The organism is Bacillus sp. BD59S (genome assembly GCF_007363175.1).
Lineage (GTDB): Bacteria > Bacillota > Bacilli > Bacillales > Bacillaceae_G > Bacillus_A > Bacillus_A pacificus.
The window spans coordinates 1,995,484-2,011,787 of the sequence record NZ_CP034686.1 but is presented as its reverse complement, the minus strand read 5'-3'; the positions used below and the strand labels follow the sequence as shown (position 1 = coordinate 2,011,787).

The window sequence follows — 16,304 nt, the reverse complement described above, 5'->3', positions numbered from 1 at the left end:
GAAAAATCACCACAATCTTTTTTTGTTGAAACAATTGAAAAGAATAGTAATTGAATAAAATAGAAGAATTTTTATGATTGCTCTATCACCGGCTAATATTGTATTTTGGATAGGGGTCTTCGGTCCGGTTCTAGTCTCTTCATTAGATAATACAAGTACATCTACATTTATCATAATAGCTGTTGGTATCTTTTAGGCTTTGTTCATTTTACTAGAATTTTTCTAAATCCAATCTTAATTAAATGGATATCTAAATCAGCCACAATAGTACTATTTGGATTTAGTGGTTATTTTGGTTACGAGTTTAGATAAAAGTATAACTCTTTTAAACTTAAATATATTGATTATAATGTATATGAAACAATATGCATTTCAAACAAAAACACAACATAATTGTAAATTTGTTATATGACGCAGGTGCCCTCCTAGGTATTCATTGATCCCTAGGAGTTTTTTAAATTCCCCACACATAACCTAAAAGAAGAAACAATCTCACCTAAATTTGAATTTGCATAAACTTAGCTAGGCGTAACATAACCATCAAAAGCAAAAGAGCAACTACCTCCACAATAAGAATTCTATGCATTTTTCTCTTTTTAGTGTTTTAGTTTCACTCTTCTTTTTATCTTAATGGACATAGAGCTCGAATCTACTATCATTTTTTTAACTTGTAAATATATGTTCCATAAAATAAATTATAATACTATTTATATTTTTCAGAAAAATAAAACAATATTTTGAACTTTATTGTATAATGTTGTAAAAAGATGTCGGAGGGATTTAATGTTACATAAAATATCTCAATTCACAATTAAGCTTTCATCCATTTTTTTATCACTGTTACTATTATTAAATTTACCTTATTTATTTATCACTCAAAACGGATTTACCTTTCAACCAATTTATTTTTTTGACCAGATTGTTACTATGTTAAAACAGGTTTTCTCCCCTGAATCATTGTTGGTTATAGGATCAGACCCAAAGTATGCTCATTTAAAAACAACACCATTATTTCCAACTGTTTTAGAACCTTACCTATATTCATTTACTATATTATTTTTAGCCTTTTTGCTTGCGCTCTTTATTTCATCTAGCATGGCATTTTTTTATTTTTTAGCAAAAGATTATATAAAAAAATGGATAAACCGAATTGTGTTCATATTAGAAGCTGTCCCTGATATGATGATGATGATTTGTTTGCAAATATTTTTCATATGGGTACTTAAGAAATTCGGGGAATCTCCTGTCACCATTATTTCTTTTAATGAAAATCGAGCTTATTTACTCCCTATTTTATCTTTAGCGGTCTTACCTACATTACAAATGTTTCGGATGATGGTGTTATACATAAAAGAAGAACATGGTAAAGATTATGTAGAAGTTGCCTATGGAAAAGGCCTTTCATCAAGTTATATACTACGCATTCATTTATTCAAAAATATATCTATCCACTTCTTCCACCATTTAAAAACGATTTTTGTTTTCTTACTTTCTAATTTATTCATTTTAGAATTTGTTTTTAATATGGATGGCATTATTCAATTTTTATTTAATAAGGCGTTTATTTCACCTCCCGCTGCATTTATCATACTGATCATGATTATTTTACCGTTTTACGCCATTTTTCAAATCATCTCTTTCATGATGAATAGATGGCAAAGGCAATTGAAAGGAGCAGCTTTATGAAATCTATTTGGAAATCAAAACGCTTTTTAATCGGCTTTATTTATTTATTCATACTTGTTTCAGCTAGTTTTATTTATAGTTGGTTCTTTAAAGATAACATCCCAAAACCTCCTCAGTTACTTTACAATGACAATAACGAATTACTTGGAAAGGCCCCCTTTCCACCATCGTTAATTCCGCCTTTTGGATCTGATCGTTTTGGCGAGTCTGTTTTCTTACAAATTATAGAAGGAGCAAAATTCACTATTTTATTAGCCGTGGCAATTAGCTTCTTTCGAATTTTATGCGGAACATGTATAGGAATACTCTTAAGTTTATACGCTTCAAAATTCAAGAGATTTTTCCAAGGATGCTCAGAAGTTTTTTATTATATTCCAACTCTATTTATCGCATTCATACTCATCACACCCGTTAATATTGTAATCACATCAAATGCTGATGGGTTAAATCCAAATATTTCATTTACGTTTTATCAAGTACTCGTACTTATTTTCGTCGCTCTGCCTACACTTTCTTTATATATATCCTCAGAGGTTGATGAATTTATGAAACGAGATTACATTTTAAGTTCACAATTATTGGGTGCTAGCCGTTTTCATATTATGAAAAAACACTTACGAGTCTTATTACTTGACCGCTTATTTGTATTATTTATGGAACATATCGTCCAAACACTCATACTCGTTATCCATTTAGCGTTGCTTAACATTGTAATTGGCGGGATTCAAATGCGTGAACTCTATGACGGAGTACTCAAACCTGTTTCTCTATCTAATGATTGGGCAGGACTTATTGGATTAAATCGTAATGAAATGAATCTTTCATGGTGGATTATTTTTTATACCCTCTCTTCATTCTTTATTACGATTCTATTTATTAAGCTTATGACAATCGGGATTCAAGATGCACTGAAAGCAAGAGATACACAAGTTATAGCAATTCAAACCGTTCCAGATCATAAAAAATTTGTTAAAAGTAAAGATTCTTTTTCGTTTGTAGATAAAGTGAACCTTTAATCCTTTCCATTACTCGATATTGATAGTAGTGGAATGCAAAGAAGATGATTCCTGTTAAATGCAGGGATCATCTTCTTTTTGTCGTCTAACTTCTTTACATGTCTTTAGCTAGACTCATGCTTTTTATATTTAAAGTGAATTGCAATCACAATTATTGTGTTTAAAATCGATTACCATACGTCCTTGAATTCTACCTTGTTCCATTTCTTCGAATACATGTTGTACTTTATCTAGAGAACAAGTTTGAACGACCGGCACTACTTTTCCTTCTGCACCGAACATAAATGCTTCTTCTAGATCTTTACGAGTACCGACTAGAGAGCCAACTACTTCAATTCCATCTAATACAAGTCGCGGAATGTTTAAATCCATAGTTTCTACCGGTAAACCTACTGCAACGACTTTACCACAAGCACGTACTGCATCAACCGCTGAGTTGAATGCTACTTTTGAAACAGCTGTTACTACAGCAGCATAAGCACCACCAAACTCATCTTGAACAATCGTATCAGCAGGACCTTGAGAAATTGGATTGATTGTCATATCAGCGCCAACCTCTTTTGCTAAGGCTAATTTATCGTCATTAATATCTACTGCAATTACCTTTGCACCAAATACGTTTTTAGCATATTGAATAGCTAGGTTACCTAATCCACCACAGCCATAAATGACGATAGGTTGACCAGGTTTAATATCCGATACTTTTATAGCTTTATATGTAGTTACACCCGCACATGTGATTGATGATGCTTGAGCAGGATCTAATCCTTCTGGTACTTTCACCGCATAATCAGCTGTCACAATACATTGTTCAGCCATACCACCATCTACTGAATAACCAGCATTCTTCACTTCACGGCAAAATGTTTCTCTACCAGTTACGCAATATTCACAACGCCCACAAGATTGGAACATCCATGCAATACTTACACGGTCCCCCACCTTTAGTGAAGTAACATCATCAGCAATTTTCGTCACAATACCTATACCCTCATGACCAAGAATACGGCCATCTGTGTTTCCAAAATCATGATTTGCAACGTGTAAATCAGTATGACAAACTCCACAATACTCTACATTTACTAGCGCTTCACCTGAGTGTAACGGACGTAATTCCTTTTCAATAATTTCAATGTTTGCTTTACTATTTTTATTAACTACTACTGCTTTCATATGTGATCTCCCCTTTAGTGTTTTAGAATTTTTCATGAGTTCATCTCACAACTTCTGTCTTCACTAGTTTGGCTAATCATTGTGCCAAGTTTAAGTGTTCAATCATCATTACATGTTCATCATAACATGTAATTTTAAAAGTCTATTGTTAAATATTGAACAATATTTGAATTATTAACCAAATCATATTTTGATATATTTGAAGAAAAAATTGAAACTCCCTTCATCCTATTTACACTGGAATTTATCAAGTATTTCTTTTCGGTTTACATATGAAGAATATAGCGGTTAAAAATTTTTTTAACATTGGGAGATTATAAGTAGTATATTCCATAGATAATTATAACCATTAAACAAACTATCAACCCATATAAAAAGCTCGTCTATTATTTTATTTAGGTCATACACTTTTAACTCAATAAAATTAAAGACAGGAACCTTTTGTACATAATTTAATATATACAAAAGGTTCCTGTCTTTTTAAATGTGGTGAGTTCTCACATTCATCTATTTAAGGCATTTGCTTTCCTTAGCTTGATTGTGACAAGCTAAGGGAAGCAAAAATAAAAAAATGTATTTCCTCAAATATAAAGACTAGATAACTTCAATAACTAATTTTGAACTTTCTCCTATAATCCCTAGTATAGAAATGGTATAATTTTCCAAATCTTAGACTGATATTGTTTATATTGTTCTCCAAACAGTGTAATAAGAATTCTCTCTTCAATTTTTATACGATACGAGTACACTAGGAAAAATAAAATTATATTTATTAAAATGGCAATGAAAGAAGATGAAGATATAGCAAATCCTAAAAAGACCAAAAAAGATCCTAAATAACCAGGGTGGCGAACATATTTATATAAGCCGTTTTGAATTAACCTATGTCCCCCTTGCATTCCCACATTCCTACTGTAAAATCTCCCTAAAATTTTCATTGAAGAAAATCTTATCCATACTCCAATTAGCCCAATCATAACACCCAAAAACAGCATTTAATGAATCTTATTTACTATAAAGAAATACAAAATTTCTGGAATCGTTATCATCAATGCGAACACTACTCCGATTAAGAAACTAGAACCACGATTTTGTTTTTCTTCTTTAATAGGTGAAATTCTATAAAATTCTAATAATAAATAAAGAAAAATAGGTAAATATGCTATGAGAAACATAATTCTTTTTCCTTTCAATCAAAGTATCTTATCATTAACTCTCTTATTTTTATCAAACGCTTCAAATTTCATTTCTATATTATACTAATCAAATTGAATATTCATTCTTTTTATTTGTTATGTAAATAAAAAGGATAATCAGCCCCATAACGGACTAACTATCCTATAAGTTATTATCTAAATTTAACATTTGAAGGACTTTTTTATATTCGCTTCATCGAAATTGTTTCACGTATACTTTGTAAATTTTGCAACGTTTCGTCTTGGCGTTGTAACGATAATCCAACATATAAAGTATCTAATAAACTTAACTGCGCTAACCGTGATGAACTTGCTTCTGTACGAAATTCCGTCTCGCGTGTAGAAGTATAAAGTGTTATGTCAGCAAGTTGACTTAATGCTGATTTCTGATAGCTCGTAATTGCAATAATGCGAGCTCCTCTTGCTTTCGCTACTTCTAACGCTTCCAGTAATCCTTTATTGCTACCCGAATGAGAAATAGCAATCACAACTGCTTCTTTCGTAAGTAAACCTGCCCCCATAATTTGAAAATGTGAATCTGTATGAGCAATACAAGAAATACCCGTTCTCATAAACTTATGATACGCATCCATCGCAATAATACCAGAGCCACCATTTCCGTAAAACTCAATACGGCTTGCTTCTTGCAAGACTTTGACAGCTTGCTCTAGCGCTGTATCATTTAACAAATGCAGTGTATCTTGTAGTCCTGTAATATGCGAATGAAAAACTTTTTTAGCAACAGTTACCATGCTATCTTCTGCCGATACTTCTTCATGAATATTTTGCATCGGTGTATGTACAATTTCACGAGCTAATGTAATCTTTAAATCTTGAAATCCTTGTAAACCAAGGTTTTTACATAAGCGGAATATCGTAGCTTCAGAACTATTCGTAACTTCTGCTAATTCAGTAATAGATTTATGTACAACATCTTGCGGATGTTTCAAAATATGTTCGGCAATACTTCGTAATTTCGGTGACAAACCGTTTAACGAAGCCTGAATCTTTCCAATCCCACTTCTTGTTTCAGGCATAGCATATCTTCCCCTTCCATCGTAGCTTTATCCCGTAAAAACACAATTAGTGTGTGCTAATAATCAGTGGGGATAGACCTTCCACTGATTAAAGTTTCACTTTATTGTACCTAATTATTGAAAGAAGAAAAACCTTTATTCAGCTTCACTATATATTTTATTAGCTTTTATGCATTTTTTCGTAACATCTTCAAAAGATAATGATCCTGTTTTTGTATTTATTTTTATTTTTTCATCAACGTATTTCGTTCGAAACATTGCAACTTCCTCTTGAAAAGAACAAAGATAAAGCTCAAGTTTATACAATACACCATAACGTTTTGGCACTATAACATAGAGTTTATTTTGTTTTTCTATAACTTGAATTACTTCATTGTTTTCTGTTATATATTTCCCCACACATTTTAATTTATCGAAAAAATTCACCTCATACACCTTTATAGGTCTCGGCATCTGAATCTCTTCCCCATTTATAATCTTAGCTATGTTATTTGCAATCTCTATGACCGGTGTAATATTTATATTACTTAGTACAATAATACAAACATTATCTTTTTCATATCGAATCAAATAATTCACAAAACCATTTATATCACCAAAATGACTAGTAGAAATATATTCTTCTTGTTCTATAGCCCAACCATATCCATAATGATCTGAATATGCAGTAAACATTTTTTGAAGTGAACTTTCTGAAATCACCTCTCTACTACGCAATGCTTTATGCCATTTAAACAAATCTTTAACTGTCGAATACATTCCATATGCCCCTAGTGGAAATGACATATCAATATGTTCAGTTTGTTTTATATCTCCAAATATCGTATATCCTGTTGATAAAGATTCTACTATTTCTCTACACTCATCCTCACATCCAGTATTATGCATTTGAAGTGGTTGACATATATATTTATGTATATATTCTTTATATGATAAACCAGTAATCTTTTCGATTATAATTGTTAATAAAATATAACCAGAATTTGTATAACTATATCTCTCACCTGGTTTAAACTCTAACGGGTACGTCTTTAATACATGCACAATGTCTTCTTTAGATACAGATTTCCTCATTATATCCGACCAATAATTAGGCCAACTTGTAAAATTTGAGATACCCGATGTGTGAGTTAATAGGTGGTGAATTGTAACATCTTCTCCATAAGAGAATCCCTGTATATATTTTGAAATTGAGTCTTCTACCGAGAGCAATCCACGTTCTTCTAATTGTAAAATTGCTGTACTGGTAAACCCTTTCGTTAATGAACCAATTCGAAATTTTGTATCAATAGTATGAGGAATGTTAAATGTGAAATTCGCTGTTCCAAATGCTTCACTTAACAATATTTCATCATTTTTTGCAATCAGTACCGTACCATTAAAATAACTAGCCTCAGACAAACTTGACATGTACCGCTGTAATGTAGTCCTTACTTTCATACACTCCTCCTAAATAACCCCATATTTCACCGCATATAATGCAGCTTGCGTACGATCATCTACTTCCAATTTAGCTAAAACATTTGAAACATGTGTTTTTACAGTTTGTTCTGTAATATGAAGCACTGCTGCAATTTCTTTATTACTTCGTCCTTTCGCAATTTCATGAAGTACTTCTTGTTCTCTTTTCGTTAACATGGAAAAAGGGTTTTCTTTTTTGACCACTGACCGTCCTAATAGTGCTGGTGTTACTTTCGGATGAAAATTCGCATTCCCCTGATGTATTGCAATGATAGAAGCGACCAGTTGCTCAGGTTGTACTTCTTTTAATTGATAACCATCTGCTCCAGCTTCAAGTGCTGGCAAAACATAATCTTGCTCTGAAAAACTGCTTAATATTAGTATCTTTATTGTTTCATCATATTGTTTTATGCGTTTTGTTGCTTCAATACCATCCATCTTCGGCATTGATAGATCCATTAATACTACATCTGGTCTTTTCGTTCGAACGAATGTTAATGCCTCTTCACCATTTTCCGCTTCCCCAACTATTTCAAATTCTTCTCTCGTTTTCAAAAAGAATACAAGTCCTCTTCGAACGATATGATGATCCTCAACTAGTAGTAATTTAATTTTCAACCTTCTTCTCCCCTTCAAACCGGCAATTGAATTTCAATTTTCGTACCCTTTTTCAGCTCAGTTTTTATTTGAAATGATCCCCTCATTAACTGAATACGTTCCTTCATACTTTTTAAACCGAGCGCTGACTCTCTTACGTGATCTTGTATAAATCCTATTCCGTTATCCTCTATGTAAAAATACAACTGGTCATTTTCTATTTTCAAAAGAACATGTACCTTTTCACATGAAGCATGTTTTTTACAATTATGTATCGCTTCTTGACTAATACGCCATAAAACTTCTTCTATTTCATCACCAATTGAAACCATACCATCAATTCGAACTTCCACGTGAATCCCTAACAACTTTCCGTAATTTTTAATTGCTTCAGCTAACCCTTTCTCTAATCCTTCCGGTCTTAATTGCCAAATCAAGAGTGTCATCTCTTGTAATGCTTCCTGTGATAATTCTCCAATATAACTTAACATCTCTTGCAAATCCTTATCCTGCGTCATATTTAGCGTACCTTTTGCTGTTAGCATAATAGAAAATAACAATTGTTTTACTGAATCATGTAAATCACGAGCTAATCGATTTCGTTCTGCTACAACTACGTATTTACGTTCTTTTTCCACTAACTGTATACGTTGAATTGTCGTTCCTATTTGAAATGCAATTGATTCTAGTAATGCTAATTCTTCTTCTGAAAAATGTGTTTTTTGAGGCGAAGCCACATTTAATAGACCAAACTTCTCCGATCCAGACCTAAGAGGGATCGTCGCATGATGTGTAACATCTTCTGTCTCCCCCCAATTACACTCAATCGCATCCTCTATTCGCTTACATTCAATAATATTTGTCGCTTTTTCCAACCTGCCATTCACAAAACGCTCTACACACCAGCAGTCCCCTTCACACATTGGCTTCTTCTCTTGCCACGTAAGAGCTGGTGGTAAGTTTTCATCTACAAGCATTCGGTGCCTTCCACTTTCATCAATAAAAAAGATCCACCCTGTTCGCAAATTCATAACTTGTAACAATGTATGTAACACTTTTTCCAACATGTCTTGTAAGTCTGTTGCTTCATTTAATAATTCTGCAATTGCTTTTAATGCTTCTAAACGATGCATCTCTTTTTCTTCAAAGTTCATTTTCATCACCAATTACCATTATAACATTAAGAAATTTCTAAATTCTACAAATAAAGAAAGAACTGAATTCCTTCAGTTCTTTCTTTATATTGATCATTTTATTATTGTTTTTTATCCAATTATTCGACTTTAGCTGTCCGATACAGATTGTCCACCATGATTATGCTGTAAACTCTCAGTAGTAACGAACATATTTGTTGCTGGCATTTGCACTTGATTCTTATAGAACATAGACATTAATTCAAATCTTACTTGTCTAGAAGTTTCAAAATAATCTTCTGGCTTTATTAAGCCTGTAATACAAAATTCATATCCAACGTATTTAAGATTTGGATTTAAATCTGTAACACCTACATATTTAAACGGTTCAACAGCTTCATCCTCCACTTTATAAAGACTTGGGGCCAATTTTTCATTACAATTCACACAAACTTCTTCTAACAATCCCTTAACTCTTGTCGGATCTTCCTGATAACTTACCGTAATCCGTTCAATGACTCGCATCCACCCTTTATTAAAATTTTGTATCGTTCTAATCTCTCCATGTGGTATGGTAAGGAGTTTTCCTGACCATTCACGAATTTGCATAAAACGAATACTAATTTCCTCAATCGTTCCTGAGTTTGTTCCGTTAAAAGTAACAAAATCGCCAACACGAAACTCTTTGTCCGCTAATCTCGCAAAGCCTAATATAACATCTTTTAGCATCTGTTGTGCAGCAAAACCGATAACAACCCCCGCTATCCCTGCACCTGCAATGATACTTTTTATATCTACAAATTGGCTAATTAAATATATGATTAGACTGATGATAATGATATATCTAAAAATAGATCGAATCACACTTTGAATCGTTTGCTCTACCTCTTCATCAAAAAAGCTTGATTTCCTAAAAAACCAATCAATAATACGGTTTACGACAAAAGAAATAATGATTAAAACGAAAGCAAATAGTAAAAACCTTAAAAGTAAAAACTCCCTTACATAATTAAAAAATTCTTCCGTATACGTTAATACACTCATCTAACCACTTCCTTACTAATTAAAAAATTCATAATTGTCTCAGTTTTTTTCTAGGAAAATCTATTATCTACTCTAAAATGCTGCTACCCTTACTATGTATTTTGACTTTATTACTAATTCACTTTAAACAGTATGTCTAGATGTTCTTTTCCTTTCCATTTAAATATACCTTTTTTAATAACGTAAGGGGAGCTAATCGTAAAATTTTTTAAACGTTAAAACTTTATTCTACTCATTACGATTTCAACTAATTTATTCATTAACTACATAAAAAAAGAGCTGAATTTATCAGCTCTTTTATTCGATATTAATTGTTGTCTTACTGCTTTTTTCTTCTTTCAATTTTGGCAATTCAATTGTCAACACGCCATCTTTATAATTTGCTCTAACATTTTCTTCCTCAACTTGTTTAAAACTAAAGCGTCGAGTTACAGAACCTATAGAACGTTCTTTACGAATATATGTGCCATTCTCATTTTTTTCTTCTACTTCATTATGGTTCGTTGCTTGAATCGTTAATACATCTTGTTCAAAATCAACTTGAATGTTTTCTTTTTGAAAACCTGGTAAATCTGCTTTCACAGTAAATTTATCAGATTGCTCATGAACATCTACTTTGAAAGTATCCATGTTCATTGGTTTAAAGAAAGCATCTGTCATCCCTTCTAATAAAGAAGGCCCAAAATCAAAAATACCATTTTGACGTTTTGTTATCTCTGGAAATAAATTACGCATATTTTTTCCTCCTTATTATTTATGAATGAAAGATTATCTCTTTCTGTCTTTATTATAACATTTGGTCAAAAAAGGTCAAAGACTTTATTTGACCTTTTTTGATGTATATTTTACCAAGTAAAAAAATAAGGCATATGACATCTCTTCCCCTTATAAAGAGGAATATATTTACATAATAACGAATAGTTTATTTGCTTTTATTTTTTCTTACGGAGGTTACATACAATGGGATATATTGAAGAACTTAGAGAAGTTGTCGGATCGAGACCACTCAATCTAGCAGGAGTTGCTGTAGCTGTATTCAATGAACAAGGACAAATATTACTTCAACAAAAGCAAAATGGTATTTGGGGTGTCCCAGGTGGATTCGTTGAACTTGGTGAATCAACAGAAGAAGCCGGGAGACGAGAAGTGCTCGAAGAAACAGGGATTGAAATAGGAATCTTACAGTTAATAAGCGTATTTTCTGGAAAAGAATTTTTTGTGAAATTACCAAACGGGGATGAATTTTATCCTATAACTATTGCCTACCTTTGCAAAGACATCACAGGTGGTACGTTAAAAGCCGATGGATTTGAATCATTACACGTACAATTTTTTGATTTAAATGGGTTACCAGAAAAAATTAGTCCGTTCATAAAAAAACTAATCGAGCAAAACCTCGTCTCAATTTAAACGAAAAAAGAGACCTTTTTTTAAAGGCCTCTTTTTTCACTTCACTTCTGCATGTAGGCATGTCTTAAAATGTCCAAGTGCATATTCATGCCCTTGCGCATTAAAAGATGCAACCGCCTTTTCAAAAACTACAATTTTAAATCCTTTATTATAAGCATCTACCGCTGTATGAAGAACACAAATATCAGTGCAAACACCTACAAGATGAACTTCTTCTATTCCTCTTTCTCGTAACTTCATCTCTAGGTCTGTTCCTGCAAATGCACTATATCGTGTTTTATCCATATAATATACATTCTCTGCATTTTTATATGTTTCATACACACCTTGTAATTCACCAAATAACTCTCTTCCATTTGTACCGGCTATGTTATGAGGCGGGAATAACTTTGATTCTGGATGATATACATCGTTTTCTTCATGTTTATCGATTGCAAAGACTACGTAATCTCCATTTTCAATATATCGCTTCGTTAAATGGACAATTTCCTTCTCAATTTCTTGTCCTGGTTTTCCGCATGTTAAAGCACCTTTCTCAGCTACAAAATCATATGTATAATCAATATTTATAAGAGCTCGTTTCATTACTATCTCTCCTTCTCCTGTTTCACAGTAAACAATAGAAAATTTGTTATTACGACATCGTATGTATTATTCGACATTTCAAATGAAATACCTACATTTTCCTTCTGAAACTTACCTTAGTCCGAGTTTATCATATAATAGATAAACAATGGTAACACAAATAGCTCCTATTAATAAGTCATGAATTTGATAATGGAGCGTAACTTGAATAACCTCCTGTATCATAAACCAAATTAAGGACATCATCATACTAATCAAGACGATACGAATACACCGATTCACATCTTCAACTTCTTCCTCTATCATAGAAGTAATAAGTGATTTCTTTCTATTTAATCGTATTTGAAAACGAAACAAGTTATTCACTATTGCACCCTCTAATCCAAACAAAAAAGCACACTACTTTTTGAGTAATGTACTTTTTATTCTTATTAAGACGCAGGTTTTGTCTCAAATGTTGCTTGATTAAAACTAATAACCTTTCCTTTCGGGTCATTGTTTTCATACTGAACTGCAGTAATCGTATGACTACCTGTCTCAAGCATCTTTTCCTTTAATTGTACTGTTGTCTGTGTTGTACTAGTGACTTGATATTTATCTGCATATACTTGATCTACAAACACAAATGTTTCTTTATCGTTTTGAAAATTAGAAAGCTCTAATTCAACGTGTTGAATTAAAGTATCCTTTTTAATGAATACAGCTGGTATATTACCATTCTCAGACGTGCCATCTGGTGTAATAACTTTTACTTTTCCTTCTCCAATTGGCACTGCTCCTTCAGGAAATAAAACTATATTCTCATTACTCGCGTTTACAACTTTTTCTTCCTGCTTTGATTGTGTACCCTCTTTTTCTTGTGAAACACCACAACCAACTAATAACAATACAGACAATCCAGTGATTATGAATTTTTTCAAAATTCATCCCCCCTGTCATTTCATTATAATTTATTATACAAAAATAACTTTTAAATTTTAAGACTACTTGTAACACTTTCATGAACAAATAGAATCTTGCTCACGATTAATGTATCATACTTTCCTTAATAGAACATTAATTTTTTTTATGAAATAAATAGTAATTCCCTCTTATCTATCATTTTAGCCCAACAGATTAATTACATACCTATCCAAAATAAAAAGACATTGAATGAACAATGTCTTTTTATTTTAGGCTTTAAAAAACAAATGTTGTAATCTCATCCACTTCTTTTCTTGGGAGTTTCTTTGGCTTATCCTTCGGAAAACCGAGTGAAATAACCATATTTATTTGTTTTTCAGGCTCAATTTGTAAATATTGGCGCAGTTCATCTTGAGCTAACAATACTGGTCCTGTCATTGGGCATGTACCAAGCCCCTTCGCATGTGCAGCCAACATTAAGTTTTGTGCCGCTAAACAGCTACTCTTAATTCCTTCTTCTTCCCAAACTGAATCCGGAACAAAAGCAATTGGATCAAATATCTTTTCACGAAACTTTGATTCATATGGCGTTGCCAAACATACGATTAATACTGGGGCCTCCGAGAAAGCTGTTGCATATGGTCCGAAAGATCGTGTAAGTAATTTCCCTGCTTTCTCTTCTCCATTTTCTGCCGCTTTTGCCGCAAGTTTATGTAATGCATCCCATGTCATTTGTTCAATTTCTTTAATTTTCTCTCGGTTCATAATGACCAAGAACTCCCAAGTTTGCGAGTTTGTATCACTCGGTGCATAACGAGCACAATCAATAATTTCTTTTATATCACTAGTGGATACTTCTTGTTCTGTGAACTTTCTAACACTTCGTCTACCGTGAATTACTTCTTTAAAATCTTCATAATGCATACATTAAATCCCCTTTTTACAGCGTTTTCAAATCTTGTCCTATGCTTGAATTATATCATGAAAAAAAGCTGGACGAATACCAGCTTTTTTTCGTGACTTTAGTTCGTAACTTTAAACAAACTAATACTTTCTTCATATACATCTTGGAGTTTCTTTGTAATTGGTCCTCTTTCGCCGGTTCCAAACTGTTCATCACCTATTTGAACGACTGGGAATATTTCAAGTGGTGTCGCTGTGAAGAAGCATTCATCAGCTTCATATACTTCTTGTAGTGAAAATTCTCGTTCTTCTACTTCAATATGTAACTCTTTCGCTAATGTAATAACGAAGTGACGTGTAATGCCGTGAAGAATGAAATTGTCAGCCGGATGTGTAATCAATTTATTATTTTTCACCATAAAGAAATTGGAATGACATCCTTCCGTTACAATTCCATCTCGTACTAATATTGCTTCTTGATATCCTTGTTCGTTTATTTTATTTTTAATCATAACATTAGGTAGCAGATTTAAAGATTTTATATGACAGAACTTCCAACGTATATCCTCTTCTACAGTAACTTTTATCCCTCGTTCCATAGCAGCAATTGGTCGTGGAAAAGAAACAATGTTTGCAAAATATGTTGGTTGCATATTTGACTCATATACATGATTACGTGCTTGAGCACCTCTTGATATTTGCAAGTATACATTCCCATCTTCTTGAAAGTGATTTTTTTCAATCATTTGATGTAACTCTTCCACCAACTCTTCCTTAGTAAACGGTGGAATTAGTTTTATTTCTTCCATAGAATGAAAGAATCGTTCTAAATGTAAATCTAATAAATGTGGCTTCCCATCATATAGTCTGAATACCTCATATATACCATCGCCAAATTGAAAGCCTCTCTCTTCTAATGGAATCATCGGCTGTTCTTCCTTCGTATTTACAATTCTTCCGTTAAACAAAATCCAATCTTTATGAGTAGCTTTCATTTATTCCCACTCCTTTATTCCATGATTGGTTTAATTGTACAACTTATCCATACATAAAAGAAGGAATTTTCTGTATTTTCATAAATAAAAAGTACATCACCTATTTAAAGTGATGTACTCGACCGTTCATTTACTTCAGAAAATATTTTTCAATATCATCTAACATAAGATTTGCAGCGACAATACCACCTGCTGTATTCCAAATCACTTCATCTACTTGGAATACTTTATTATCTTTAGAAGCCTGCAGTTGCTTAAAGAGTGGATCTTCTGTCCATTCTTTTGCTAACGTGTTTCCTTCATTATTCTTATCCCCATCTTTATCAGATGTGAAATAGAATAAATAGTCCCCATCCATATTTGGAATTTGCTCTTTTGTAATCCCTTTTATCGCAAATTCATCTTTATCTTGTAGTGGTGGTCGTTTAAACCCAATATCATTTAATACAACACCTGAGAATGAATTTTTTTGATAAATACGAACATCACCTGGGACGAAGCGAATAATGGAAACTTTAGAGTTAACTTTATCACCTAATTTTTCTTTTATTCCTGCAATACGCTTTTTATAATCATTAAGAGCATTTTGCCCTTCTTTTTCTTTATTTACAGCTTTTGTATAAAGTGTAAAGTTTTCTTTCCAATCACCGCGTAATGTTTCAGCATATACTGTTGGCGCGATTTCTTTTAACTGCTCGTATATTTTTTCGTGACGCATTTTATTTCCGATAATTAAATCCGGCTGAAGCTTCATTACTGCTTCTAAATTAATGTCACGCTCAGTTCCTACTACTTTCGTATTCTTTAACTCTTCCGCTAAATGAGGATACCATTCATCACCAGCTCGTGGTTTCGTCGTTCCAACCGGCGTTACTCCAACAGATAAAAGTGCCTCAGCGCCCTCATTTGTTAAAACAACAACTCTTTTTGGCGTACCACTCACTGTTGTTTCGCCCATTGCATGCTTTATACTATAAGAATCTTTTGCCTTTACTGATGTATCTTTATCTTTCTGCTCTTCTTCTTTACCACACCCTGCGATTACGACCATTAGTAACATAACGCAAAGTATAAGAATATTTTTAATGCGTGTCATAAGTCCTCCTATGTGAAATTGATTATCATTAGCATTTAAAGATTAATGTATATCTCATACATTGTCAAT

Annotated in this window: 18 protein-coding genes and 1 pseudogene; 4 read left to right on the top strand and 15 right to left on the bottom strand. The window is 32.7% G+C overall.

The window, feature by feature from the left end; all coding sequences use genetic code 11:
* Nucleotides 1-70 precede the first annotated feature (70 nt).
* The 3 genes and pseudogenes from EKQ63_RS30205 to EKQ63_RS12410 form a co-directional block, all read left to right on the top strand.
* Nucleotides 71-312: pseudogene (locus tag EKQ63_RS30205) on the top strand (LysE family translocator); the annotation flags it as partial.
* A 471-nt stretch (nucleotides 313-783) separates the two neighbouring features.
* Nucleotides 784-1,686, top strand: a complete 903-nt coding sequence (locus EKQ63_RS12415) for an ABC transporter permease subunit (RefSeq protein ID WP_087952424.1) — start codon at nucleotides 784-786, stop codon at nucleotides 1,684-1,686.
* Nucleotides 1,683-2,702, top strand: coding sequence for an ABC transporter permease (locus tag EKQ63_RS12410; RefSeq protein ID WP_140168533.1), 1,020 nt, complete (start codon nucleotides 1,683-1,685; stop codon nucleotides 2,700-2,702). The genes EKQ63_RS12415 and EKQ63_RS12410 overlap by 4 nt, the downstream gene beginning before the upstream one ends.
* A 129-nt stretch (nucleotides 2,703-2,831) precedes the next feature.
* On the opposite strand, the gene adhP is transcribed toward EKQ63_RS12410, so the two are convergent.
* The 9 genes from adhP to EKQ63_RS12370 all read right to left on the bottom strand — a co-directional run bounded on the left by adhP (nucleotide 2,832) and on the right by EKQ63_RS12370 (nucleotide 11,078).
* On the bottom strand, nucleotides 2,832-3,875 hold the full coding sequence (adhP, locus tag EKQ63_RS12405) for an alcohol dehydrogenase AdhP (protein ID WP_087952422.1): 1,044 nt from the start codon (nucleotides 3,873-3,875) through the stop codon (nucleotides 2,832-2,834).
* Between the two features lie 638 nt (nucleotides 3,876-4,513).
* On the bottom strand, nucleotides 4,514-4,870 hold the full coding sequence (locus EKQ63_RS30200) for a methyltransferase family protein (protein ID WP_263053826.1): 357 nt from the start codon (nucleotides 4,868-4,870) through the stop codon (nucleotides 4,514-4,516).
* Entirely contained in the window at nucleotides 4,871-5,050 is a 180-nt protein-coding gene (locus EKQ63_RS30195; RefSeq protein ID WP_223290787.1) for a hypothetical protein, read from the bottom strand.
* 203 nt (nucleotides 5,051-5,253) lie between these two features.
* Entirely contained in the window at nucleotides 5,254-6,108 is an 855-nt protein-coding gene (locus tag EKQ63_RS12395; protein WP_087952420.1) for a MurR/RpiR family transcriptional regulator, read from the bottom strand.
* A 135-nt stretch (nucleotides 6,109-6,243) separates the two neighbouring features.
* Nucleotides 6,244-7,548 (bottom strand): serine hydrolase domain-containing protein, encoded by a 1,305-nt coding sequence (locus EKQ63_RS12390; RefSeq protein WP_088326933.1) that lies wholly within the window; start codon nucleotides 7,546-7,548, stop codon nucleotides 6,244-6,246.
* Between the two features lie 9 nt (nucleotides 7,549-7,557).
* A complete protein-coding gene (locus EKQ63_RS12385) occupies nucleotides 7,558-8,187 on the bottom strand; it encodes a response regulator transcription factor (RefSeq protein WP_087952418.1) in 630 nt (209 codons plus the stop codon).
* Between the two features lie 14 nt (nucleotides 8,188-8,201).
* Nucleotides 8,202-9,299: a GAF domain-containing sensor histidine kinase gene (locus tag EKQ63_RS12380; RefSeq protein WP_173601511.1), complete on the bottom strand. Its 1,098-nt coding sequence runs from the start codon at nucleotides 9,297-9,299 to the stop codon at nucleotides 8,202-8,204.
* Between the two features lie 150 nt (nucleotides 9,300-9,449).
* The gene (locus EKQ63_RS12375) at nucleotides 9,450-10,343 is read right to left on the bottom strand and encodes a mechanosensitive ion channel family protein (protein WP_087952416.1); all 894 of its coding nucleotides are present in this window, start codon (nucleotides 10,341-10,343) and stop codon (nucleotides 9,450-9,452) included.
* Between the two features lie 297 nt (nucleotides 10,344-10,640).
* Entirely contained in the window at nucleotides 10,641-11,078 is a 438-nt protein-coding gene (locus EKQ63_RS12370) for an Hsp20/alpha crystallin family protein (protein ID WP_088326935.1), read from the bottom strand.
* Nucleotides 11,079-11,303: 225 nt separating this feature from the next.
* Between EKQ63_RS12370 and EKQ63_RS12365 the strand changes: the two genes are divergently transcribed.
* Entirely contained in the window at nucleotides 11,304-11,753 is a 450-nt protein-coding gene (locus EKQ63_RS12365; RefSeq protein ID WP_087952414.1) for an NUDIX hydrolase, read from the top strand.
* A gap of 36 nt (nucleotides 11,754-11,789) precedes the next feature.
* Here EKQ63_RS12365 and EKQ63_RS12360 read toward each other — a convergent pair whose 3' ends face one another.
* The 6 genes from EKQ63_RS12360 to EKQ63_RS12335 all read right to left on the bottom strand — a co-directional run bounded on the left by EKQ63_RS12360 (nucleotide 11,790) and on the right by EKQ63_RS12335 (nucleotide 16,235).
* Complete coding sequence (locus EKQ63_RS12360; protein WP_087952413.1) at nucleotides 11,790-12,338, bottom strand: cysteine hydrolase family protein; 549 nt, start codon at nucleotides 12,336-12,338, stop codon at nucleotides 11,790-11,792.
* Between the two features lie 111 nt (nucleotides 12,339-12,449).
* A complete protein-coding gene (locus EKQ63_RS12355) occupies nucleotides 12,450-12,704 on the bottom strand; it encodes a hypothetical protein (protein WP_087952412.1) in 255 nt (84 codons plus the stop codon).
* A gap of 65 nt (nucleotides 12,705-12,769) precedes the next feature.
* Complete coding sequence (locus EKQ63_RS12350) at nucleotides 12,770-13,258, bottom strand: hypothetical protein (protein ID WP_087952411.1); 489 nt, start codon at nucleotides 13,256-13,258, stop codon at nucleotides 12,770-12,772.
* Nucleotides 13,259-13,517: 259 nt separating this feature from the next.
* Nucleotides 13,518-14,165, bottom strand: a complete 648-nt coding sequence (locus EKQ63_RS12345) for a nitroreductase family protein (protein ID WP_087952410.1) — start codon at nucleotides 14,163-14,165, stop codon at nucleotides 13,518-13,520.
* A gap of 98 nt (nucleotides 14,166-14,263) precedes the next feature.
* On the bottom strand, nucleotides 14,264-15,139 hold the full coding sequence (gene dat, locus EKQ63_RS12340) for a D-amino-acid transaminase (RefSeq protein ID WP_143881086.1): 876 nt from the start codon (nucleotides 15,137-15,139) through the stop codon (nucleotides 14,264-14,266).
* A gap of 130 nt (nucleotides 15,140-15,269) precedes the next feature.
* The gene (locus EKQ63_RS12335; RefSeq protein ID WP_088326939.1) at nucleotides 15,270-16,235 is read right to left on the bottom strand and encodes an ABC transporter substrate-binding protein; all 966 of its coding nucleotides are present in this window, start codon (nucleotides 16,233-16,235) and stop codon (nucleotides 15,270-15,272) included.
* Nucleotides 16,236-16,304: the final 69 nt, after the last annotated feature.